Origin of the sequence: Chryseobacterium takakiae (assembly GCF_900129385.1) — a bacterium.
GTDB lineage: Bacteria > Bacteroidota > Bacteroidia > Flavobacteriales > Weeksellaceae > Chryseobacterium > Chryseobacterium takakiae.
Map to the genome: position 1 here is coordinate 71,032 of NZ_FQVO01000013.1, position 21,164 is coordinate 92,195.

The 21,164-nt window shown below is 38.6% G+C and carries 20 protein-coding genes and 1 tRNA gene; 11 read left to right on the plus strand and 10 right to left on the minus strand.

Annotation, left to right across the window (positions count from 1 at the left end):
• The first annotated feature begins 12 nt into the window (after positions 1-12).
• The 5 genes from BUA76_RS15635 (at position 13) to BUA76_RS15655 (ending at position 5,660) form a co-directional block, all read left to right on the plus strand.
• On the plus strand, positions 13-1,773 hold the full coding sequence (locus tag BUA76_RS15635) for a TonB-dependent receptor (RefSeq protein WP_072885754.1): 1,761 nt from the start codon (positions 13-15) through the stop codon (positions 1,771-1,773).
• Between the two features lie 69 nt (positions 1,774-1,842).
• Positions 1,843-1,916 (plus strand) — tRNA-Arg (locus tag BUA76_RS15640).
• Between the two features lie 96 nt (positions 1,917-2,012).
• Entirely contained in the window at positions 2,013-2,888 is an 876-nt protein-coding gene (fdhD, locus tag BUA76_RS15645; RefSeq protein WP_072885729.1) for a formate dehydrogenase accessory sulfurtransferase FdhD, read from the plus strand.
• Positions 2,885-3,235, plus strand: coding sequence for a DUF7009 family protein (locus tag BUA76_RS15650; RefSeq protein ID WP_072885730.1), 351 nt, complete (start codon positions 2,885-2,887; stop codon positions 3,233-3,235). Before fdhD ends, BUA76_RS15650 begins: the two co-directional genes overlap by 4 nt.
• A 28-nt stretch (positions 3,236-3,263) precedes the next feature.
• Positions 3,264-5,660, plus strand: a complete 2,397-nt coding sequence (locus tag BUA76_RS15655) for an FdhF/YdeP family oxidoreductase (protein ID WP_072885731.1) — start codon at positions 3,264-3,266, stop codon at positions 5,658-5,660.
• A gap of 18 nt (positions 5,661-5,678) precedes the next feature.
• Here the strand turns inward: BUA76_RS15655 and BUA76_RS15660 are convergent, their stop codons facing one another.
• On the minus strand, positions 5,679-6,278 hold the full coding sequence (locus BUA76_RS15660; protein WP_072885732.1) for an NTP transferase domain-containing protein: 600 nt from the start codon (positions 6,276-6,278) through the stop codon (positions 5,679-5,681).
• A 149-nt stretch (positions 6,279-6,427) separates the two neighbouring features.
• On the opposite strand from BUA76_RS15660, the gene BUA76_RS15665 reads away from it, so the two are divergent.
• Positions 6,428-7,570: a cysteine desulfurase family protein gene (locus BUA76_RS15665; RefSeq protein WP_072885733.1), complete on the plus strand. Its 1,143-nt coding sequence runs from the start codon at positions 6,428-6,430 to the stop codon at positions 7,568-7,570.
• 481 nt (positions 7,571-8,051) lie between these two features.
• Here the strand turns inward: BUA76_RS15665 and moaCB are convergent, their stop codons facing one another.
• From moaCB to BUA76_RS15710, 9 genes are read right to left on the minus strand one after another with little or no spacing between them, the layout of a single operon-like run.
• Entirely contained in the window at positions 8,052-8,960 is a 909-nt protein-coding gene (gene moaCB / locus BUA76_RS15670) for a bifunctional molybdenum cofactor biosynthesis protein MoaC/MoaB (RefSeq protein ID WP_072885734.1), read from the minus strand.
• A 3-nt stretch (positions 8,961-8,963) separates the two neighbouring features.
• A complete protein-coding gene (locus tag BUA76_RS15675; RefSeq protein WP_072885735.1) occupies positions 8,964-9,401 on the minus strand; it encodes a molybdenum cofactor biosynthesis protein MoaE in 438 nt (145 codons plus the stop codon).
• Positions 9,388-10,500, minus strand: coding sequence for a HesA/MoeB/ThiF family protein (locus tag BUA76_RS15680; RefSeq protein WP_072885736.1), 1,113 nt, complete (start codon positions 10,498-10,500; stop codon positions 9,388-9,390). The genes BUA76_RS15675 and BUA76_RS15680 overlap by 14 nt, the downstream gene beginning before the upstream one ends.
• Positions 10,501-10,503: 3 nt before the next feature.
• Entirely contained in the window at positions 10,504-10,734 is a 231-nt protein-coding gene (locus BUA76_RS15685; protein ID WP_072885737.1) for a MoaD/ThiS family protein, read from the minus strand.
• 42 nt (positions 10,735-10,776) lie between these two features.
• Positions 10,777-11,511, minus strand: a complete 735-nt coding sequence (locus BUA76_RS15690; protein ID WP_072885738.1) for a sulfite exporter TauE/SafE family protein — start codon at positions 11,509-11,511, stop codon at positions 10,777-10,779.
• A gap of 10 nt (positions 11,512-11,521) precedes the next feature.
• Entirely contained in the window at positions 11,522-12,697 is a 1,176-nt protein-coding gene (locus BUA76_RS15695) for a molybdopterin molybdotransferase MoeA (protein WP_072885739.1), read from the minus strand.
• Complete coding sequence (locus BUA76_RS15700; protein ID WP_072885740.1) at positions 12,694-13,290, minus strand: nucleotidyltransferase family protein; 597 nt, start codon at positions 13,288-13,290, stop codon at positions 12,694-12,696. The genes BUA76_RS15695 and BUA76_RS15700 overlap by 4 nt, the downstream gene beginning before the upstream one ends.
• Positions 13,290-14,270, minus strand: a complete 981-nt coding sequence (moaA, locus tag BUA76_RS15705) for a GTP 3',8-cyclase MoaA (protein WP_072885741.1) — start codon at positions 14,268-14,270, stop codon at positions 13,290-13,292. Before moaA ends, BUA76_RS15700 begins: the two co-directional genes overlap by 1 nt.
• Before the next feature lie 6 nt (positions 14,271-14,276).
• Positions 14,277-15,395, minus strand: a complete 1,119-nt coding sequence (locus BUA76_RS15710; protein ID WP_072885742.1) for an XdhC family protein — start codon at positions 15,393-15,395, stop codon at positions 14,277-14,279.
• A 249-nt stretch (positions 15,396-15,644) separates the two neighbouring features.
• Between BUA76_RS15710 and BUA76_RS15715 the strand changes: the two genes are divergently transcribed.
• The 5 genes from BUA76_RS15715 to BUA76_RS15735 all read left to right on the plus strand — a co-directional run bounded on the left by BUA76_RS15715 (position 15,645) and on the right by BUA76_RS15735 (position 21,140).
• Positions 15,645-16,247 (plus strand): (2Fe-2S)-binding protein, encoded by a 603-nt coding sequence (locus BUA76_RS15715; protein WP_072885743.1) that lies wholly within the window; start codon positions 15,645-15,647, stop codon positions 16,245-16,247.
• Positions 16,234-17,211, plus strand: a complete 978-nt coding sequence (locus BUA76_RS15720) for an FAD binding domain-containing protein (protein WP_072885744.1) — start codon at positions 16,234-16,236, stop codon at positions 17,209-17,211. Before BUA76_RS15715 ends, BUA76_RS15720 begins: the two co-directional genes overlap by 14 nt.
• A gap of 25 nt (positions 17,212-17,236) precedes the next feature.
• Positions 17,237-19,465, plus strand: a complete 2,229-nt coding sequence (locus BUA76_RS15725) for a xanthine dehydrogenase family protein molybdopterin-binding subunit (protein WP_072885745.1) — start codon at positions 17,237-17,239, stop codon at positions 19,463-19,465.
• Positions 19,466-19,645: 180 nt separating this feature from the next.
• The gene (locus tag BUA76_RS15730) at positions 19,646-20,128 is read left to right on the plus strand and encodes a (2Fe-2S)-binding protein (RefSeq protein WP_072885746.1); all 483 of its coding nucleotides are present in this window, start codon (positions 19,646-19,648) and stop codon (positions 20,126-20,128) included.
• Positions 20,121-21,140 (plus strand): FAD binding domain-containing protein, encoded by a 1,020-nt coding sequence (locus BUA76_RS15735; protein WP_072885747.1) that lies wholly within the window; start codon positions 20,121-20,123, stop codon positions 21,138-21,140. The genes BUA76_RS15730 and BUA76_RS15735 overlap by 8 nt, the downstream gene beginning before the upstream one ends.
• The last annotated feature ends 24 nt before the right edge of the window (positions 21,141-21,164 follow it).

A 21,164-nucleotide genomic window follows, 5' to 3' on the forward strand; every position in this document is an offset into this window, starting at 1 on the left:
AATAAAGAAAATATGAACAGGAAAATTCAAATATTATCTATATTATTCTTAGGGGTTTCGTCGGTGGCGTTTTCCCAGATCAAAGAGGAAAAACTGATTCTTAATAAAAAAAGAGAACCGGAAGTAAAGAAGATCGAAAAAAAGAAAACTTCGGTAGAAACCATTAAAAATTATCCGCCGGAAGAAAAGTCCCAGAATCCTGTACAGTACAGAATTACGGATGTTCCTGCGGTTTCGGATTTTAAAACGTCTACCATCCAGGGACAGGATGTGACCCCGAAATTTGAAGGTTCGGCACAAAATAATTATATCCAGTTCGGAATGGGGAACTATGGGAAAATTCTGGGTGATGCCAATATTTCCAAAACCCTGGAAAACAAAATTGAAGTCGGTGTTGATGCTCATTTTCTTTCCACACAAGGCCTTAAAAAGGTTTACGACTGGGATTCTAAGCAAAGCTCTACCAAACTGGGTGCTTTCCTTAATTCTTACGGAGATAAAGGGAAATTCAACTTAAATGCCGAATACGGTTTAGACAGCTACAATTACTATGGAATTTATGCGCTTGAACCGGGAGATGTAGATCTGGACCAAAGGGTTAACCAATTCAAAGTAAATGGATATTATGATTTTTATTCCAATGAAATTCTGAATGATGTCCGGGTAAAATCATCTTTCCTGAAAGACCATTTTGATGCGCAGGAAAATCAGGTTTCCATTTTAGCCAACTTATCAAAACATGCAGTTGAAATCGGTAAATCCGGCGTTAATCTGAATGCTGATCTGGGCGTAGGTGTAGAAGCGGTGAAAAGCGAATTTGCTATTCTTAATCAGAATTCATCAAACTTTGTTAACCTGAATCTGGCTCCGAAAGTGACCTTTAGAAAGGGAGAATCCTATTTAATGTTGGGTTCTTCATTTGCATTTCTGAATTCAAAAAATCAGAATGCGATGATGGCTGAACAGATGAAAAATAACAAAACCTACTGGTTTCCACAGGCCGAATTCCAGTATGCTGCAGCAGATGAGTTTAAATTCTACGGTGGGGTAGACGGAGGTCTTAAACTGAATACCTATGCCGACCTTTTACAGCAAAATCCATTCATTGTTTCTGATCAGTACCTGAGACCAACTGAAACAAAGTACCATTTTTATGTAGGTTTGAGAGGAGATATCGACGAAATGTTTAAATATGATGTTTCTGCAGGCTACGGAAAAATGAATGATATCATGTTCTTCAGGGCAAATGATCTGTTTGATTATACTTCGGTGAACCGTTCTGCCTATAATTATGCCAATACTTTTTCTGCAGTTTATGACAACGGAAATGTAGGCGATATCAAAGGAAGCCTTCAGTATTTCCCGCTGGCAAATCTTATTCTTGATACGGAAGTGAAATTTACCAAGTTCGACCTTGATAATTACTCGGATATTTATAATGTACCGCTTGTAACCGCATCCATCGGGGCAAAATATACCATGCTTGATCAAAAATTAATGCTTGGTTTTAAAGGAATTTTTGCCAGTGACAGAACCACGAATTCGTTTGTGCTTGAGGGAGTTGGCAATCCGGTAACCTACCTTTCTACCGAGGATACCAATGATAAAGTTGGGGGGTATGCTGATTTAAACTTATCAGCAGAGTATAAAATTCACAAAAATTTCAGTATTTTCGCACTCGGAAATAATCTACTGAACTCCAAATACCAAACTTATAAAGGTTATAAAGTTCTTGGTGCACAAATTTTGGGAGGCGTGAAGATTACATTCTAATTAGAATTCATAGATGATAATTGATGAATGATTAATCATTTATAATTCATCAGTTATCATTTATAAAATGGCTCCGTAGTTCAACTGGATAGAATAACGGATTTCGGCTCCGTCGGTTGGGGGTTCGAATCCCTCCGGGGTCACTTAAGGAGACAACTTTAACGGTTGTCTCCTTTTTTATTTTGTAATTATTATTTGATAGATAAAATTTGTACCTTTATTTACAATTGTTTTTAATTATGAAAGCGCATCTGTTATCAGGTACATCAATAAAGCAGATAGAAATCGTTAAGGTAAAGGATAGCACCTGTTTTTGTTATACAGATGATGTCTCTGTGGAAGAACCATTGGAAATAAGGATTATATACGGCTTGGCTGATAAAAAAGAATCTAAAAATATATCGGTCACCATGAGAACCCCGGGAAATGATCCCGAACTGGCGGTTGGGTTTTTATTTACAGAAGGAATTATTACCGGCAATGAACAGATAAAAGCCATTTATTCCCCGGATAAAGCATGCGCGAGAAACAGCGAAAATAGCATTATTGTCGAACTTAATGAATCTTTCGTTCCTGAACTTATGAAGGTGGAAAGAAACTTTTATACCACTTCCAGTTGTGGTGTCTGTGGAAAAGCTTCCATAGAATCCATAAAAACAGTAAGCATTTTTAAAGAGCATAAAAAACAAAATACGGAAGTTTCTCTGGAAGTACTGTATCAGCTGTCTGAAAAGCTGCAGTCTTTTCAGAATAATTTTAGTATAACCGGTGGTATACACGCTTCAGGTCTTTTTGATTTGGAAGGTAACCTTCTTGCCTTACGTGAAGATGTGGGAAGACATAATGCTTTGGATAAGCTTATAGGATATGCGCTGTCTGCGAATATGCTTCCACTTGACAATACAATTTTGCTTCTCAGCGGAAGAGCAAGCTTTGAGCTGATTCAAAAGGCCGCAATGGCGGGAATTACAACTGTTGCCGCAATAGGAGCTCCATCAAGTCTGGCAATAGAGCTGGCAAAAGAATTTGATATGACTTTATTAGGCTTCCTGCGCAACAACAGATTTAATATGTATCATTGCGGAAGCCATTTTAAAATTGAAAATTTATTATGAAAATAAGAATTAAAGACCATTCAGTAAGATACCGTTTGACCCAGTCCGAAGTAGCAGAATTAGGAAAAAGCGGAAAGATTTCAAACACCACAGAGTTCATTAACCGTTCTTTTGTTTATGTTATTGAAAAAACAGAAGATTCGGAACTATCAGCAGCTTTTATTGAAAATAAAATTATCCTGAAAATGCCGGAAACCATGATTGATGAATGGATTTCTACCGATAGAGTAGGTTTTGAAGGAAAATCCGGTTTGGTAAAGATTCTGGTGGAAAAAGATTTTGTGTGTATTGATAACACCCTGGAAGATCAAAGTGACAATTATCCTAATCCGAATATTAAATGTTAAGTCTTTCATTTTTTAAATGTAGAAAATCATGGAAAACAAAGATCTGTTCAGTAAAAAAGATGAAAGCAGCAAAACACCTTCAGCAGAATCTCCATATCAGTTAGCGGACCTTAAAATAAAAGCTCCGAAAAATTGGGCAGCGGGAGTTCCAGCCGTTATTCACTCCATCGATCAGCTTATTCTCAATGCTTCTGTTCTTCGCGGCGGAAGAGCACTTTTCAGCATGAACCAGTTTGATGGATTTGATTGTCCCAGTTGTGCCTGGCCCGATCAGGATGATGAGCGTTCTAAATTAGGAGAATATTGCGAAAACGGCGCAAAAGCTCTGGCGGAAGAAGCTACTTCAAAAAAGATCGGCGCAGATTTTTTTAAAGAAAATTCTGTATATGACTTAGCAAAAATGACAGATTTTGAAATCAGCCAGCTGGGAAGGATCGCAGAACTAATGTATCTTCCGAAAGGAGGAACGCATTATGAGCCGATAAGCTGGGATGATGCCTTTGCAAAAATTGCAGAAAAATTAAACGCACTGGATTCACCGGATGAAGCCATATTTTACACCTCAGGAAGAACAAGCAATGAAGCAACGTGGGTGTATCAGTTATTCGGCAGAGAATTCGGAACCAATAATTTTCCGGACTGCTCCAATATGTGCCATGAAACTTCAGGATATGCGCTTTCCAGAAGTATCGGAATAGGAAAGGGAACTGTAAAACTGGAAGATTTTTATGATACTGATTTAATCATTATTATCGGACAAAATCCGGGAACCAATTCGCCGAGAATGCTTTCTGCCCTTACAAAAGGGAAAAAGAACGGCGCTAAAATCATAGGAATCAATCCGTTGCCGGAAGCCGGTCTGAAAGGATTTAAAGACCCTCAGAATGTCCGTGCATTACTGAACAAGCCTTTCGAATTATCAGATTTACATCTTCCCGTTAAGATCAACGGAGATATGGCGCTTTTAAAGGCCCTTCAAATCCTTGTGTTGGAAGAAGAAGCGAAAAATCCGGGGAAAGTGCTGGATCATGATTTCATAACCAATAAAACAGCATGTTTTGAAGCTTTGGCTGAAGAATTAAAACGGTATGACCTTGATTTTTTATCCCTGCAATGCGGAATTCCGGTAGAAAATTTGAAGGAAGCAGCACAGATGATTGCTTCAAAAAAACGCATCATTATTTGTTGGGGGATGGGAATCACGCAACAGCATAATGGTGTGGAAATGATCTATAATATTGTAAACCTTTTATTAATGAAGGGCAGCATCGGGATTCGCGGGGGAGGAGTCTGTCCGGTCCGTGGTCACAGCAATGTTCAGGGAAACAGGACTTTACTCATCAATCATCATCCTACAAAAGAGCAATTAGACAAGCTGGAGGAATATTATGGTTTTAATGTTCCCAGAAAAGGAGGCTATGATGTGGTGAATGCACTGAAAGCGATGCACGAAGGAAAAGTGAAATTTATGTTCTGCATGGGTGGAAATTTTCTTTCCGCATCACCCGATACCAGCTTCACGGCAGAAGCCATGCGTACTCTCGAAATGTCGGTCATGGTTTCTACAAAACTCAACAGAAATCATCTCATTCATGGAAAAGAAGCGCTCATCCTGCCGGTAATTTCCAGAAGTGAAAAAGATATCATTAATGGAGAAATTCAGCATGTAAGTACAGAAAATTCAATGGGAGTAATCCAGGCTTCAAAAGGAATTTTAGATCCTATTTCAGAACATTTGATCAATGAAACCCATGTTGCATGCAGAATGGCAAAAGCGGTTTTAGGAGACCGTTCTGTAATTGACTGGGATAAATTCATCAACAGTTATGATGCCATCCGTTATGATGTAGAGCAATGCATCCCGGGATTTGAAAATTACAATGAAAGAGTGGTGCAAAAAGGTGGTTTTTATCTTCCGAACGCTGCAAGAGACGGTGTCTTCAACAGCGAATTTTATCCTGGAAAAGCAGCCTTCAACATCACATCAGTACCGGATAATTTGCTTGCCGAAGATGAATATCTGATGGGAACAACCAGAACACACGACCAGTTCAACACCGTTGTATATGGTTTAAATGACCGCTACCGCGGAATTTTCAACGAAAGAAGAGTCGTTATGATGAATGAGAAAGATATTGAAAAGGCTGGATTAAAAGAAGGCGATCACGTAGATCTTTTTAATTATGATGATGGCAAAGAGAGAATTGCACCGCTTTTCATTGTCGTAAAATATCCTATTCCGCAGAAAAGTACCATGACCTATTTCCCGGAAACCAATGTTCTGGTTTCTATTAACAATGTAGTAAATGGTGCCAATATGCCTGCCTCAAAATATGTCCGGATTAAAATCAGAAAACATAATCCCGATATTTTTAAAAAGATCGATGAACACATCATCGCAGCAGCAGGAACAACTATAGAGTAAAATAATTTGGTTAAAAAATTAAATTTTTAATATTCTTTGGGCTTTTTCCAGATCTTCGGGAGTATTCACGTTCATCAGAAAATCAGGATTTTTTGGTTGTAGTATTGTGGCATCACTGTTAATCAAAATTTTTCGGAGCGAGGTATTTCCTTTTGCAAGAAAATGCTGAAGCAAAGGATAGCTTTTAGGTTCCCATATTGCGATCAGCGGTTCCGGTAATCCGTCAGAAGGATTTTCATACGCTGTTGCTGTTTTTTCCGGATCTCTGGATTGGATAAGAAATTTTATATGGTTTTTATCTAAAAGAGGAAGATCACATGCAATGACCAGCCATGCTTTATCTCTCTGGAAATCCAACGCAGAAAGCAATCCGCCAAAAGGCCCCATATTTACAAAAGTATCGGGAAGAGCCTGATAATCTGAATTAAAATTTTCAAGCTGATCCTGTCGGCATGAAATAAAAACCTGATCGCACAACGAAGCTAAAAGATCAGCTGCATAATACCGCTGTTCTTTGCCATGCCAGTTGATTTTGTCTTTAGGATTTCCCATTCTCAGGCTTTTTCCTCCTGTGAGAATAAGTCCGTTTAATTTGGGAAAATCAGTCCTGGAAAGCATAATTGTAATTCTGCTACAAATATACTGAATGTTTTTCGGCAAAAAGAGTACTTTAAAACCTGAAAATATTCGGCAGTACACAAATATCCGGGCTAAATTTAAAACTAACCTAAAAAAGTTCGCTATTTTTATAAATGAATTAAAATGTTATGATGGATAATGATTTTGTTTACCTGGATTATAACGCTACAACTCCGGTTGATCAGCGAGTTTTAGAAGCGATGCTGCCTTATTTTAATCAGTTCTATGCCAATTCGGGAAGCTCTCATCTTTTCGGACTTACTGTAAGAGAAGCCGTTGAAAATGCCACAGAAGAAGTAGCAGAACTGATTGGTGCCGAACCGCGAGAAATTATTTTTACATCAGGGGCTACAGAATCTGTAAATCTTGCGTTAAAAGGATTTAAAACAGATACCGATAAAAACCATATCATAACGGTGACCACAGAGCATAAAGCCGTTTTGGATACCTGTGCGCAACTCGAAAAAGATGGATTTAAGGTTGATTATCTCAATGTTGACCATTTGGGAAATATCAATCTTTCTGAAATGGAATCTCTGATTACTGAAAGAACGTTGATGGTCTGTATCATGTTGGTGAATAACGAGACAGGAGTCATCCATCCTATCCAAGAAATTGGTGAAATCGTTCACGGAAAAAATTGTTATTTTTTTTGTGATGCTACACAGGCAATTGGGAAAATACAAATTGACGTAAAGGAACTCAATATTGATTTGATGGCTTTCTCCGCCCATAAATTTTGCGGGCCAAAAGGAGTAGGTGCACTTTATATTTCTTCTGCGATTAAAAATAAGATGCAGTCACAAATTCAGGGAGGAGGACAACAGAATAATCTCAGAAGTGGTACTTTAAATATTCCCGGAATTATCGGATTGGGAAAAGCAGCCGAGATCGCACTTTTGGAAATGGAACAGGATGTGCAAAAAATTAAAGCGCTAAGAGATCATCTTGAAAATGAACTGCTGAAAATTCCTCAGACAAGCATCAACGGAGATCATTCCGCAAGGATTTTCAATACCACCAATATCTGTTTTGAAGGTATTTATTCCGAAGATTTTATTCTTTCCTTGGGAAATATCTGTGTTTCCAGCGGTTCTGCCTGCAATGCTGTTACCACAAAACCTTCTCATGTCCTTAAAGCAATGGGAATGAGTGATCGGGATGCATTGTCTTCAATACGATTCAGCATAGGAAAATATACAAGCTTTTCGGAGATTGAAACCGCTGTGGAAAAAATAGAGAAAACAGTTCTTCTCCTGAGAAATAGATAATTAGCATAAGCTTAAGAACAACACAAAATATCACTAGGAATGGGCTTTAGCCCACTTTAATGATTAAGATGGAAAATTGGCTTTAGCCAAAACTCATACTTGATTTCGGATGGTTAATTTTAATTTGGATCTTACATCGAGCTGAAGCCCAATATAATTGATAAAATACAACATTTTGACTATCAATTAATTTTTAATCTTTTTTATTGAACTTAAGTTAGAATTAAATTTCATTTTAACTATTACATAAGATTGTTTAAAGTAAAAGAATTTTGCTCCTTTAGGAGCAGAGTCTGTGTAGAAATAAGAATACATTGATCAATCAATCCGTAGGATTGATATCTATAATACGATAAATATCCTAAAGATAGCGTTCCTACGGAACGCCAAACATCTTCCGAATATGGTGTCTACACAGATAAAACTCAATGGAGTTTTTTAACTATTACTTTTAGCTACATAGAAATGAAACTCAACATCATTAATGCCCGTCTCCCTTTTTTACCGAAAATACATGCAAAACCTGCGGAAACAAAGCCTGGACATATTCTTTTACCGCACCGAGAGATCCCGGAAACGTTAAAATCAGCATATCATCAGAAAATCCTGAGATTCCCCGCGAAAGCATAGAAGTTTTTACCCGATCCTGTCCGTAATTTCTGGCGGTCTCCATAATTCCCGGAATTTCTTTGGTGATAAATGGTAAAACTGCTTCGGGAGTAACGTCACGATCTGAAAGACCCGTTCCGCCTGTGAAAACAAGAAGGTGACAGCCTTTATTTTTATAGATTTCTATCTTTTGCTGAATAGCAGAAACCTCATCCGGAACCACTGAATAATTAACATTGACAATTCCGTGATTTTTTAGAGATTCCACCAAAAAATTTCCTGAAGTATCATTTTTAAGTCCCTGAGAAACAGAATCACTGCAAACAACGACTGCAGCGGTAATGTTTTCTGTTTCAATATTTTTCTGATTGCTCTTTCCGCCCTGTTTTTCCAAAAGCCGGATGTTGGAAATCTCTACATTTTTATCAATCGGTTTCAGCATATCGTAAATGACCAAAGCCGCTACAGAAGCTCCATGCATGGCTTCAACTTCAACGCCGGTCTTATAAATAGTATGAACTTCAACGGTAATGTTTATATCCAAACCATTCATTTCATAATTAATCGCGGCAAATTCCACAGGTAAAGGATGACAGTCGGGAATAAGATCGCTGGTCTTTTTTATCGCCAGCAAAGCAGAAGCTCTTGCAAATTCAAGAACGCTGCCTTTCGGAACGGTTCCCTTTTGTACGGCTTCTACCGTTGAAATTGCTGACGTTTTTATGGTTGCCGCTGCAATTGCTTTTCGCAGCGTAAAGGTTTTAAAAGTAATATCTACCATGGTTTATTGGTTTATTTTCCACTGATGCGTTTCATCTTCAAAAATTTCTCTGCCCCAGATCGGAAGCTCATTTTTGATACGTTCAACAACTTCATTGCAGGCTAAGGTTGCGTCTTTCCGATGTTTTGATGAGGTGAATACAAAAAGACAGATTTCTCCCGTATTTACCACACCGAGACTGTGATGAATATGCATACATTTGAGATTATATTTTATAAAAATCTCTTCGCGGATCGTTGCCATTTGAGTAAGGGCTAAATCTTCGTAAGCTGTATATTCAATCGCCTTTACCGTTTTATCATCAATTTCATCGGCCCGGATCTGTCCCAGAAAAATCTGATGGGCTCCGATCTCCGTTTTTGTGGAATGTTTCGTAATACTTTCCGCGATGAATAAAGGTGAAATAGGACTATTCTGAAATATATTTTTAACGTTGCTCATAAGTTTCTTTGTTTAAATGATTAATGCCGCCTTCCAGATGACTGATCTTGTATTCCGGTCCTAAAATTTCCTGTAAAATTTTCGCTCCGGACAGGCTTCTTTTACCGGATTGACAAACAACGATAATATTTTTATTCTGGATCTGACTGAAATTTTCCTTCAATTGAGATAAAGGTATTGAAAGATACGGAAGCTCCAATTTTGGTTGTTCTTCCGGTTCCCGAACATCAATCACATCGGTGTCATGAAGTTTTGTGGCTTCTTTAAATTCTGAAGGAGAAATGTTTTTAATTCCGGCCAATTCAATTCCGCAGTGAAGCTGATAGTTCATCTTCTCAAATTCGTCAATACTATAAGGAATATTTTTATCCGTTAAATCCGGAGAAGGAATTTCAAAAACGGCAGTCTGATAATTCAGGATATTGATTGTCATTAATTTGTTGATTAATCCGTCACCAATTTCTGTAATCAATTTAATTGCTTCTGTAGCCTGTAAAGTTCCTATAACTCCTGGTAAAACGCCCAGAACTCCCGCATCATTACAGTCAGGAACTTCTCCCGGATTTGGAGGTTCAGGAAAAAGATTTCTGTAATGGGTAACACCATCTTTGTTTTTTACATTAAAAACGGCAATCTGCCCCTCATACTGAAAAATGGCTCCGAAAATCAGAGGTTTTTCCAAGATTCTGCAAATGTCATCAAGAAGATAACGGGTAGGGAAATTATCACTACAGTCTATCACTACATCATATTGAGAGATGATTTTAACCGCATTTTTTATGGTAATCCGTTCAGGGAAAATAGTGAATTGTACTTCTTGATTCATGGCTTTCAGCCTTTCGAGAGCAACTTCGGTTTTCAGCTTACCAACATCATCAGAATTGTAAAGGATCTGCCTGTGCAAGTTGCTTAGCGAAACCCGGTCATCATCCACAATGCCTATATTTCCCACTCCGGCTGCTGTAAGGTATTGGAGCACCGGACAACCCAAACCACCGGCTCCGATCACAAGAACCTTGGCTGATGTAAGTTTACGCTGAGCCTCAATGCCAAAACCCTGCAGCTTGATTTGTCTATTGTATCGTTCTAAATTTAACATAATTTATCCTCCTGAATATGGTGGCATTAAGGCTACCACGTCGTTGTTTCGTAAAGCCGTGTTTTCTGAAATAATTTTTTGGTTCACCGCAATTCTCAGCTTTAATTCTTTCAATTGAGGAAATTTCTCAGTTAGCTGACTGAGAAATTCACCGGTGTTTTCAGCTTCCGCTTCAAAATCCGGACCTAAAATTTCTTTTAGTCTGCCAAAGCTTATTATTTTTACAATACTCATTCATTTACTTTTTTTAACTGTATTTTGTATTATCTTGATATTTTAAATAGTGCTTGCTATTAATTTATAGGAAGCCATTAAAAGTACAATGGCAAGTACATATTTCAGACCGTTCTGGTTCAGTTTTTTTGAAGCTAAATAGGCACCAAGCAATCCTCCTGCAAAAGCACAGATAATGTACATCCACATATCGCTGGTAAAGAATATTTCTTTAGTGAACATTCCTCCCAATCCTGCTACGGAATTAACAAAAATAAAGGCTGCACTGATGGCGGCGGTTTGTTTCTGATTCGTCCATTTCAGTAAAATAAGTACCGGAGATAATAAAATTCCTCCGCCAATACCAATCATTCCGGACAATAAACCAATCACTCCCCCAAAAAGTAAAGATAAATAGATTTGGGGATCTTTCAGTTCGCTGTCATCCGGACTTTTAAAAAAGAAAAAACGGAAAACAGGGAAAAGCAGTAAAATTCCCAAAATCCGTTTGTACAGCGTATCTTCAATATGGATCATCCCACCCACAAAAGCCAGCGGAATTGATGCTAAAGCAATCGGAATAATGATCCGGAGTTTAAAATGTCCTCCCCGATAATATTGTATGAAAGAAGTAAGCGAAACGAACAGATTAAGCACCAAAGCGGTCGGTTTCATTTCTTTGGGAGCTATTCCGTATAAAGCCATTAACGCCAGATAACCGCTTGCGCCGCCGTGTCCTACTGCCGAATATAATGCAGCGATGACAAATAAAATCAGATAAAAAAATTCAACATTCATTATTTGATCTTTACTTTAATAGTATAATTTCAACCTCTTCATCTTTTTCACAGCCCTCGGAATCTTCAGGTAAAACCATCAGACAATTGGCTTCTGCAAAAGACTGAAGACGATACGATTCCTGCGCATGAAGCGGCGTTACTTTTCCGTTGTCATAGGTTGCTTTCAGGAAATGGGTAAGGCCAATTTTCTTTTCATACGAAGAAGCTGATGCTGCATTCGTTTTTTCCGTAATTGCCGGACGTTTCATCATTTCTGAAAGTAGTGGCGCAATATATAAATAAAAACACGTTAATGCCGATGACGGATTTCCGGGTAACCCGAAAACAAGTTTTTCTCCCTTCGTCCCAAAATAAAAAGGTTTTCCGGGTTTCTGGCGGATTTTATGAAATTTCTGTTCAACGCCGCATTGTTTAGTGGCTTCAATTACAAAATCGTAATCGCCCACACTTACCCCGCCCACCAAAATCACAATATCTGTTTTGGAAATCGCCAGATCCAGCGTTTTTTCAACTTCAGAAGGATCGTCTTTTACCCAAAAACTTTTAATGGAAATAATTCCACACTGTTTTAAAACACTTTCCAACTGATAGGAATTGGATTCGTACACCTGACCGAAGCTTAAATTTTCTCCCGGTTGTACGAGTTCGTTTCCCGTAAGAATTAACGAAACCGATGGAGCCACAAAAACCTTAACTTCCTTACATCCGATTCCTGCTAGATATCCGATGGCAGCAGCAGAAAGATAGCTTCCTGAACGTATTGCCACACTGTCTTTTTTCGCATCGCTTCCGGCATTCCGTACATGCAAACCTTTTTCCAGGTCGTGATCATTAACCGTGAGATATCCGTTTTCAATCACAGCTTTTTCCTGCATGACGATAGTGTCTGCGCCGATGGGAAGGGGAGCACCCGTAAAGATACGACAGGCATTGCCTTTTTCGAGATGGAACTGTTCTGTGGATCCCGCCTGCATTTCGCCTGAAATTTTTAGCTTCAAGTTTTTATCTTCAAAACGGATCGCGTAGCCGTCCATTGAGGATTGTGAAAAATTCGGGATATCATATTTCGAATAAATATCTTCTGCAGTTGTATGTCCGAATGCTTCTTTCAAAGGAAGAATCTGAGTTTTCGTTTCAGGAATATTTTGTTCGATTATTTTTTTTGCTTCCTCTACGCTTATCATGGTTTGTTTTTTAAATGATTATAATCTGACGGAGTATCAATGTCAACAGCGCCTTTTTCAAACTCAAAAGATTCCACATCGTCCATATTCTGCTGAATGATTTTTTTGGCACCCTGTTCACCGGTAAGCTCCATTAATGGGTTAAAATATTTTTTAGAAAATAAAGCAGGAACACCCAATGTATCGGCATATTGTGCAACAACAATTTCCTTTGATGAAGTCTCGTGTAGTTGAATCATCTCTAAAAATACGTCACGCGTAAGATAAGGCTGATCACATACCGAAATGAAACACTTCTCCATTTCCGGAAAGTTATTTAACAGCACTTTCATTCCTGATTGTATGGATGAAGCCATTCCTGATTCCCAGTTTTCATTGATAATGATGTGTATATTTTTATTTTTAATAACGGAAGATATTTCATGATGACGGGCTCCAAGAACCAAAACGATTTGATTCGGATCAAATATTTCCAAAGCAGTATCAGTTATTCTTTCTAATAATGTTTTTCCCTGATACACCAAAAGCTGTTTCGGAGATCCCATTCTGGAAGAATTTCCGGCTGCCAATACTATAATTCCTGTATTTTTCATTATCCGCCAATATTGATCATACTCCGGTTCTGAATGATTGATGTGTTTATTTTTTCAAATTGTTCATTCAGTTGTCCGCCCTGTGTTTTTGCTTTAGACCAAATAGCAGATTCTATAATTGGTAAAATATCTTCACCGTTTCGTAAAGGCGTAAGAAGATCGGTTTCCTTTTTTGAAAACAGGCAGTTCTTTAATTTTCCGTCTGCGGTAAGCCTTATTCTGTTGCAGCCGCTGCAAAACGGTTCGCTCATCGTGCTTATAATCGAAAAACTTCCTTTGTGCCCATCAATACTGTATGCCTTCGCCGTGTCATGAAAACCAACCGGAAGCGGATTGAAATCATATTTTTCCCTGATGATATTCAGAATGTCTTTTTGGGTCATGACCTGATTGCTGGTCCATCTGTTTCCGCTGAAAGGCATAAACTCAATAAACCGTACTTCTAAAGGATGATCTTTTGTAAAAGCGATAAAATCTGAAATTTCATCATCATTGATGTCTTTCATGGCAACAACATTGATCTTGGTTTTGATATTATGCTGCAGTAAAAGATCAATATTTCGGAGAACACGGTCAAAATAATCACGGCGGGTAATTTTCAGGAATTTTTCTTTCTGCAAAGTATCAAGACTAATGTTGATGCTCTGAAAATTGGACTGAATAATTTCGGGAAGCATATCATCAATTCGGATGCCGTTGGTAGTACAATTCAATTGCACTGGCAGTTTACCCAGATTTCTGATGATTTTTGCAGCATCTTTTCTTACAAATGGCTCACCACCGGTAAGCCTGATCTTGTTAACTCCATTTTTTACAAATAATCTGGCAATGGTATCAATTTCATCGGTCTGCATGAGTTTTGAATGCGGGGTAAAATCATAATTTTCTTCCGGCATACAGTAAAAGCAGCGCAGGTTGCAATTGTCCGTTAAAGATATCCGAAGATAATTATGGCTTCTTCCGAATTGATCTGTTATCATAATTCCTTATATACTGAGAATATCAGTATGCATTTTTTCTGGTTTATCCCGTAGCGATGAACCTTTTTTTCCGCTCAAGACCGCTTTGATCTCTGCAGTTACGGAAATGGCAATTTCTTCCGACGTTTCAGCACCAATATCTATTCCAACAGGGCCAAAAAGTTTATTTAATTCTTTTTCACCGACCGTAATTCCCGAATTTTTAAGATCATCCATCATTCTGTTGAACCTCGTTTTCGGTCCCAGCAATCCGATGTATGGTATAGGTTGATGGATGATGAGCTTTAGCAAAGCGAGATCATAATTATAATTGTGAGTCATCATCACGAAAACCGTAGCTTCATCAATTTCGATGGTTTTAATAATTTCTTCGGGCGTTGCAAGCAATACTTCATCTGCAAGAGGAAATCTTTTTTTCAGGGCATGTGTTGCTCTTCCGTCTGCAATTACTATTTTCCATCCTAAAATGGAAGCGGTTTCTACCAAAGGTTTAACATCATTTCCTGCTCCTGTAATAACAAGCGTAGTCTGAGGCGGAAGATATTGGAGTAAAATTTCATTTGATGAAAGCCTGGCCAATATATTTTGTTTTTTTTCTAAAACTTCTGAAGAAAAACGGTTCACTTCACTTTCTGAAATACAACCGGAATCTGATAAAATAAAATCTCCCTTTTTCAAAAGTCCAATAGTTCCGGTCTGCTTATTTCTTTTTTCCAGTGAAAATAGAGTTAAAATTACAGATTCGTTTCTTTTTTCAGTCGTTTTTTCTAAAAGAGAAATAGGATTTTGAGCAGAATTTTCATCAATATATTCAAAAAGAATATGCACAATCCCGTTACACCCCAATTGTACCCCAAATTCCAGATCATCCGGATTACTGGTATCATAAGTGATAAGTTTGTTGTTTTTCTGATGAATGGCAAGTAGCGCTTTTCTCAACGCATCACCCTCCAGGCATCCTCCGCTGATGGCTCCTGTAAGCTGGCCGTCCTCCGTCACCAACATTCTTGCTCCAGCTTGCCGGTAAGAGGAACCTTCCACTTTTACGACTGTTGCCAGAGCTGATTTTAACCCATTAATCTGTGCTTTTTTATAAGCTTTTACAATATCATTGATCTCTTTCATCAGAATACATTTTATGGATTAATCTTTGCTTTAAACTTGAGTATGATTTTTGTTGAGGTAAAAATCACTAAAAAAGTTATTATATATTCAAATTTACATAAATAATATATGTTTTTTTAATAGTCTTAACTAAAAACAGTAATATTGGTATATAAAACGGTAATGCGTATCATCAATTTGTTATTTTATTTGGTGATATTTGTTAAACCTATATCATGTACGATTATATTGATTTAAAAAAATATTTTTATGGAATTAAAAGGACAATACAGCAGGAGGAGCTTCCTAAAGGTTTCGGGGTTACTGGCTGGTTTTATGGCTATTCCGTCTTCGGTAAAAGCCATTTATCAGGATGTGAAACAGTATCTTGTTCCCAGGAAAAATGTATCCAGGCTTACGCTTTCCATCAATAAAAAAAGTCATACGCTTTATGTTGATACCCGTACTACCTTACTAGACCTTTTAAGGGAACAGCTTAATCTCACAGGATCAAAAAAAGGTTGTGACCATGGTCAGTGCGGTGCCTGTACCATACACATTGACGGAGAAAGAGCACTGAGTTGCCTTACATTGGCAGCAATGGCTCAGGAAAAAGAAATCACAACCATTGAAGGTTTGGCAAACGGAGATGAACTTCATCCGATGCAGAAAGCATTTATAGAATGTGACGGATTCCAGTGCGGGTATTGTACGCCGGGACAGATTATGTCTGCGGTGGCCTGCGTCAAGGAAGGTCATACGGGCTCCGTAGAAGAGATTAAGGAATATATGAGCGGCAATCTTTGCCGTTGCGGAGCGTATAATGGTATTGTTCAATCCATTCAAAAAGTTGCAGCCCATGAGACCGTTTAATTTTGAAAAAGTAAAATCTGATGCTGAGGCTTCATCAATGAAATCTACAGTCAGTCAATATATTGCAGGCGGAACCAATCTGGTAGATCTGATGAAGAAAAATATTGCTCAGCCGGAAAAACTGATTGATGTTTCTACAGCATTATCAGAGGAAGTAATTCATCAGAATAATATATTACAGATTGGTGCAATGGCGAGTAACAGTAAAGTAGCAAATAACAGGGAAGTAGTTGAGAAATTTCCTCTTATTTCAAAAGCTATTCTTGCCGGTGCATCACCACAGATCAGAAATATGGCAAGCTCAGCAGGAAATTTGCTGCAGCGTACAAGATGTCCTTATTTCTATGACATCACGACACCTTGTAACAAAAGAAAGCCTGACAGCGGCTGCAGTGCCATTGATGGTGCCAACAGAATGAGTGCCATCGCAGGATATAATAATCAATGTGTCGCTGTTCATCCTTCAGATTTTTGTATTGCACTGGTGGCCCTTGATGCAACTGTAACGGCAAAAACAAAGGATCAAAAAGAAATTAAAATACCATTTAAGGATTTTCATAAACTGCCGGAAAATACGCCCTGGCTGGATAATAATTTACCACAGGATGCCATAATAACCAATATAGAAATTCCAGATAATGCTTTCGGGAAGCATTCTGCTTATGTAAAAGTAAGGGACAGGACTTCATATGCTTTTGCATTGGTTTCGGTTGCTGCAGCACTGGATCTCGACGGGAAAAGAATAAAAGATGCCCGCTTAGCTTCAGGAGGGGTAGCGCACAAACCCTGGAGATGGCTGGAAGCGGAAAAATTTCTGAATGGCAAACGCGCTACAAAGGAAGTCTTTGAGGAAGCAGCAAGATTGGCAACTAAAGATTTAAAGCCATTATCCGAAAACGGCTATAAGATTCCGATGCTTCGGGGAGCGATGGTAACCGCATTACAAAATTGTGTCAATCAATAAGATTGAAAATTAAAAAGTAACAATTATGGGATTACTCGAATTATTGAAAATCAGGTCCAAAAGACCCGAAGGACGTGTAGAAGGGATAGAAAAAGTTACAGGGATCGGTAAATATGCTGCCGAGTACGAGGTAAAAAACGTGTGTTATGCCGTCTTGGTAAACAGTACGGTGCCTTCCGGAAAGATACAATCGATATTGGTTGATAAAGCTAAAGCAGTAGAAGGTGTTATTGACATCATTACACATCTGCATAAACCTTCCGTTCCAGGTATGGCGACGGAAGAAAAAATTAAAGAAGCGAAATTCGGCTTACCGATTTTTCATACGGATAAAGTGTTTTTCAAAGGTCAGCCTATTGCGATGGTGATTGCAGAGACGCTGGAAGACGCCACTTTCGCCGCTTCATTAGTGGAAGCTCAATATCAGAAAGATCGTTTTGCGGTGGATTTTGATTCTGCGAAAGAATCCGTTGCTTTAAAAGCAGAAGGAAAAGAAAGAGGAAGCTTTGACAGCTGGCAAAATGTACCGTTCATAGTAGATCAGCAATACAATATTAAGGCAGATGTGCACAACCCTATGGAAATGCATGCTACGATTGCTTATTGGACGGGAAATAATACCTTACGTCTTTATGATAAAAACCAAGGCGTAAACAATGTTCAGAAAATATTTGCCAAATTATTTGAACTTCCTGAAAAGAATATAGAAGTATTCAGTGAATTTGTAGGCGGCGGCTTCGGATCAGGATTAAGGGTCTGGCCCCACGTTTTAGCTTCAGTGATGGGAGCTAAACAGGTTGGGCGTCCCGTTAAGCTCATGCTTACCCGTCCGCAGATGTTTGCTGCTACAGGCTACAGACCGGCATCATGGCAAAGAGTGAAAATCGGGTCAGATCAATCAGGGAATTTGGTAGGAATTTTACATCAGGCAAAGAACGAAACGTCAGTATATGAAAACTTCAACGATGGTATCACCCGCGTGACAAGGTTAATCTATAAATTTCCCAATTTAAAAACAGAAGCAGCAAGTGTTCCTTTAAATTTAAGCACACCAACGTGGATGCGCGGCCCAGGCGACTGTACCGGAGTATTCGCCTTAGAATCCGCAATAGATGAATTATCTTATAAGCTTATAATGGATCCTGTAGAACTGCGGTTAAAAAATATTTCACTGGAAAAACATCCCGATTCCAATCTGCCGTGGTCTACCCATTTTCTTGACGAAGGCCTGAAAAAAGGTGCTGAAATGATTGGCTGGAATGCCAGAAAATCAACTCCTGCTACCGTTCATGAAGGTGATTGGTATATCGGCTACGGAATGGCTGTAGGAATGTGGAATGCGGGAAGGAGAGAGGCGAAAGCAGCAATTGTAATGCATAAAAACGGCAATATTGTTGTACAGACTGCTATGACTGATATCGGAACCGGCACAGGAACCGGAATGCAGAATATTGCCCACGAAATTACCGGAATTCCAAAAGATAAAATCAGTATAGAACTGGGGAATTCTGCGCTGCCTCCTGCACCAAGTCAGGGTGGAAGTACAGGATTGTCTTCCGTAAGTGGAGCCGTGTATGATGCGAGCAATCAGCTAAAACAGAAGCTGGCAGAATATGCATCGGTTGTTAACCAAGGCTTTAAAGGAGCTGTTTTGGAAAATATTCTTCTGTCGGATAAAGGTATTAGTTTAAGAAATAGTTCAAAAGTCTTTGTTTCTTACGAAGAACTGTTTGAAAAGAATAATCTTAATGAAGTACGTCTTGAAGTAGCATCAAAGCCGGGAAGTGAACGTGAAAAATTTGCGTTCTGTTCATCTGCGGCACATTTTTGTAAAGTGCGTGTCAATAAGCGAACCGGAAAAGTGAAAATAGAAAAACTGGCCGTAGTGGGAGATGGCGGAAAAATCATCAACACGCAGGCAGCAGCAAACCAGATGTCCGGAGCTGCGGTTGGCGGCATCGGTATGGCTTTAATGGAAGAAAATCAGATCGATGCAAAATTAGGTACACTAATCGGTAATGATCTGGCAGGATATCACTTTGCCGTAAATGCTGATGTTCCAATTATTGAAGTTGAATTTATTAATAAACCTGATCCAAATATCAATCCTTCAGGAGCCAAGGGTCTGGGAGAAGTTGGAATTATTGGTACTGCACCGGCAATAGCCAATGCTATTTATAATGCCATCGGTGTACGGATGAGAGATTTGCCCATTACCCCTGATAAAATTTTAATGGCATTGTCACAAAAATAGACTGCTGTTTTATATTTTAGAATCATATCAATATTCTGTATCTGAACGGTACAGAATATTTTTTTATCCTTTCATGATCTATTTCCTTATTTAGATTGAATATATTTAAATCAATTTCAGGCTTGAGCATATCTAACGGTTCTTTTTTTGTATCACTACCCATAACCAAATTACCTATTTATGGCAAATACCGGAAAACAATCTATTACACTAAAAGTAAATGGAAAGGAACATCATCTGGATGTACTTCCCTGGGTATCACTTCTTGATGCTCTCAGAGAGAATCTGCATTTTACCGGAACGAAAAAAGGCTGCGATCACGGACAGTGTGGAGCATGTACCGTTTTAATTGATGGCAAGAGAGTTTTGAGCTGCCTCAGTCTTTGTGTAATGAAAGCTGGTGCTGAAATTACAACGATAGAAGGTATTTCAGACGGTGAAAACCTGCATCCTGTTCAGCAGGCTTTTATTGATCATGATGCTTTTCAGTGCGGATACTGCACTCCGGGGCAAATCTGCAGCGCTATTGGATTATTGAACGAAAATAAAGGAAATACCCGTGAAGATGTCCAGGAGCTGATGAGCGGAAATCTTTGCCGTTGTGGTGCCAACAGAGGAATTATTAATGCTGTAATGGCTGTAAAACAAGGTGCTTATGAATAATTTTTCCTACACAAAAGCAAACAGTATTGATGAAGCAGTTTCATTAACCCACGCAAATGAAGATAATAAACTCATCGCCGGTGGTACCAATATTATTGATCTGATGAAATATTTCGTTACTGAAGCGGATACTTTAGTTGATATTAACAGCATTGACGGGATAAGTGATCTTGCTGAAGTTGATAACGGAAGCATTATGATCGGTGCTTTAATGACCAACGCAGATACGGCATATCATCCTATTGTTGAAGAAAGATATCCGTTGCTCTCAAAAGCAATTCTGGCCGGAGCTTCGGCGCAGATCCGAAATATGGCGACTAATGGCGGAAATTTATTGCAGCGTACGAGATGTTATTATTTTTATGACAGACACACTCCCTGCAATAAAAGAATTCCGGGATCCGGGTGTTCTGCAATTGAAGGATATAATCGAATTCATGCTATTTTGGGTCACAGTGAAAACTGTATCGCTGTTTTTCCATCGGATATGTGTATTGCATTGGCTGCTTTGGATGCAGTTGTCCATATATCCGGAGCGGATGGTTATCGGACAATAAAATTTTCAGATTTCCACAGACTTCCGGGAGACACTCCAAACATAGATAATAACCTGAAAAAAGGGGAAGTCATCACAGGAATTGAACTACCCGAAAAAGGATTTTCAAAGAATTATTCCTATTTGAAATTAAGAGACCGAAGTTCTTATTCGTTTGCATTAGTTTCCGTCGCTACTGGTCTTGAACTGGAAAACGGGATCATTAAAGAAGCAAGGATTGCTTTAGGCGGCGTTTCGCATAAACCGTGGCGTGTAGAAGAGGCCGAGGATTTTTTAACGGATAAAGACGCAAATAAAGAAAATTTTGCTGCTGCGGCAGATATTATTTTAAAAGGAGCAAGCGGGTTTCAGCATAACAGTTTTAAGATTGATCTGGCTAAAAAAGCTATTATAAGAAACTGTATGATGGCAATGGATCCATCTTCTCAGAGACCGGGTGCCAAACCTTCACTATAATGTATTATTAATGTTAATTAAAAT

Excerpts from the sequence above, each read along its gene's own strand:
- BUA76_RS15635 (WP_072885754.1), top strand. The coding sequence starts at position 13 with ATGAACAGGAAAATTCAAATATTATCTATATTATTCTTAGGGGTTTCG.
- fdhD (WP_072885729.1), top strand. The coding sequence starts at position 2,013 with ATGAAAGCGCATCTGTTATCAGGTACATCAATAAAGCAGATAGAAATC.
- BUA76_RS15650 (WP_072885730.1), top strand. The coding sequence starts at position 2,885 with ATGAAAATAAGAATTAAAGACCATTCAGTAAGATACCGTTTGACCCAG.
- BUA76_RS15655 (WP_072885731.1), top strand. The coding sequence starts at position 3,264 with ATGGAAAACAAAGATCTGTTCAGTAAAAAAGATGAAAGCAGCAAAACA.
- BUA76_RS15660 (WP_072885732.1), bottom strand. The coding sequence starts at position 6,278 with ATGCTTTCCAGGACTGATTTTCCCAAATTAAACGGACTTATTCTCACA.
- BUA76_RS15665 (WP_072885733.1), top strand. The coding sequence starts at position 6,428 with ATGATGGATAATGATTTTGTTTACCTGGATTATAACGCTACAACTCCG.
- moaCB (WP_072885734.1), bottom strand. The coding sequence starts at position 8,960 with ATGGTAGATATTACTTTTAAAACCTTTACGCTGCGAAAAGCAATTGCA.
- BUA76_RS15675 (WP_072885735.1), bottom strand. The coding sequence starts at position 9,401 with ATGAGCAACGTTAAAAATATATTTCAGAATAGTCCTATTTCACCTTTA.
- BUA76_RS15680 (WP_072885736.1), bottom strand. The coding sequence starts at position 10,500 with ATGTTAAATTTAGAACGATACAATAGACAAATCAAGCTGCAGGGTTTT.
- BUA76_RS15685 (WP_072885737.1), bottom strand. The coding sequence starts at position 10,734 with ATGAGTATTGTAAAAATAATAAGCTTTGGCAGACTAAAAGAAATTTTA.
- BUA76_RS15690 (WP_072885738.1), bottom strand. The coding sequence starts at position 11,511 with ATGAATGTTGAATTTTTTTATCTGATTTTATTTGTCATCGCTGCATTA.
- BUA76_RS15695 (WP_072885739.1), bottom strand. The coding sequence starts at position 12,697 with ATGATAAGCGTAGAGGAAGCAAAAAAAATAATCGAACAAAATATTCCT.
- BUA76_RS15700 (WP_072885740.1), bottom strand. The coding sequence starts at position 13,290 with ATGAAAAATACAGGAATTATAGTATTGGCAGCCGGAAATTCTTCCAGA.
- moaA (WP_072885741.1), bottom strand. The coding sequence starts at position 14,270 with ATGATAACAGATCAATTCGGAAGAAGCCATAATTATCTTCGGATATCT.
- BUA76_RS15710 (WP_072885742.1), bottom strand. The coding sequence starts at position 15,395 with ATGAAAGAGATCAATGATATTGTAAAAGCTTATAAAAAAGCACAGATT.
- BUA76_RS15715 (WP_072885743.1), top strand. The coding sequence starts at position 15,645 with ATGGAATTAAAAGGACAATACAGCAGGAGGAGCTTCCTAAAGGTTTCG.
- BUA76_RS15720 (WP_072885744.1), top strand. The coding sequence starts at position 16,234 with ATGAGACCGTTTAATTTTGAAAAAGTAAAATCTGATGCTGAGGCTTCA.
- BUA76_RS15725 (WP_072885745.1), top strand. The coding sequence starts at position 17,237 with ATGGGATTACTCGAATTATTGAAAATCAGGTCCAAAAGACCCGAAGGA.
- BUA76_RS15730 (WP_072885746.1), top strand. The coding sequence starts at position 19,646 with ATGGCAAATACCGGAAAACAATCTATTACACTAAAAGTAAATGGAAAG.
- BUA76_RS15735 (WP_072885747.1), top strand. The coding sequence starts at position 20,121 with ATGAATAATTTTTCCTACACAAAAGCAAACAGTATTGATGAAGCAGTT.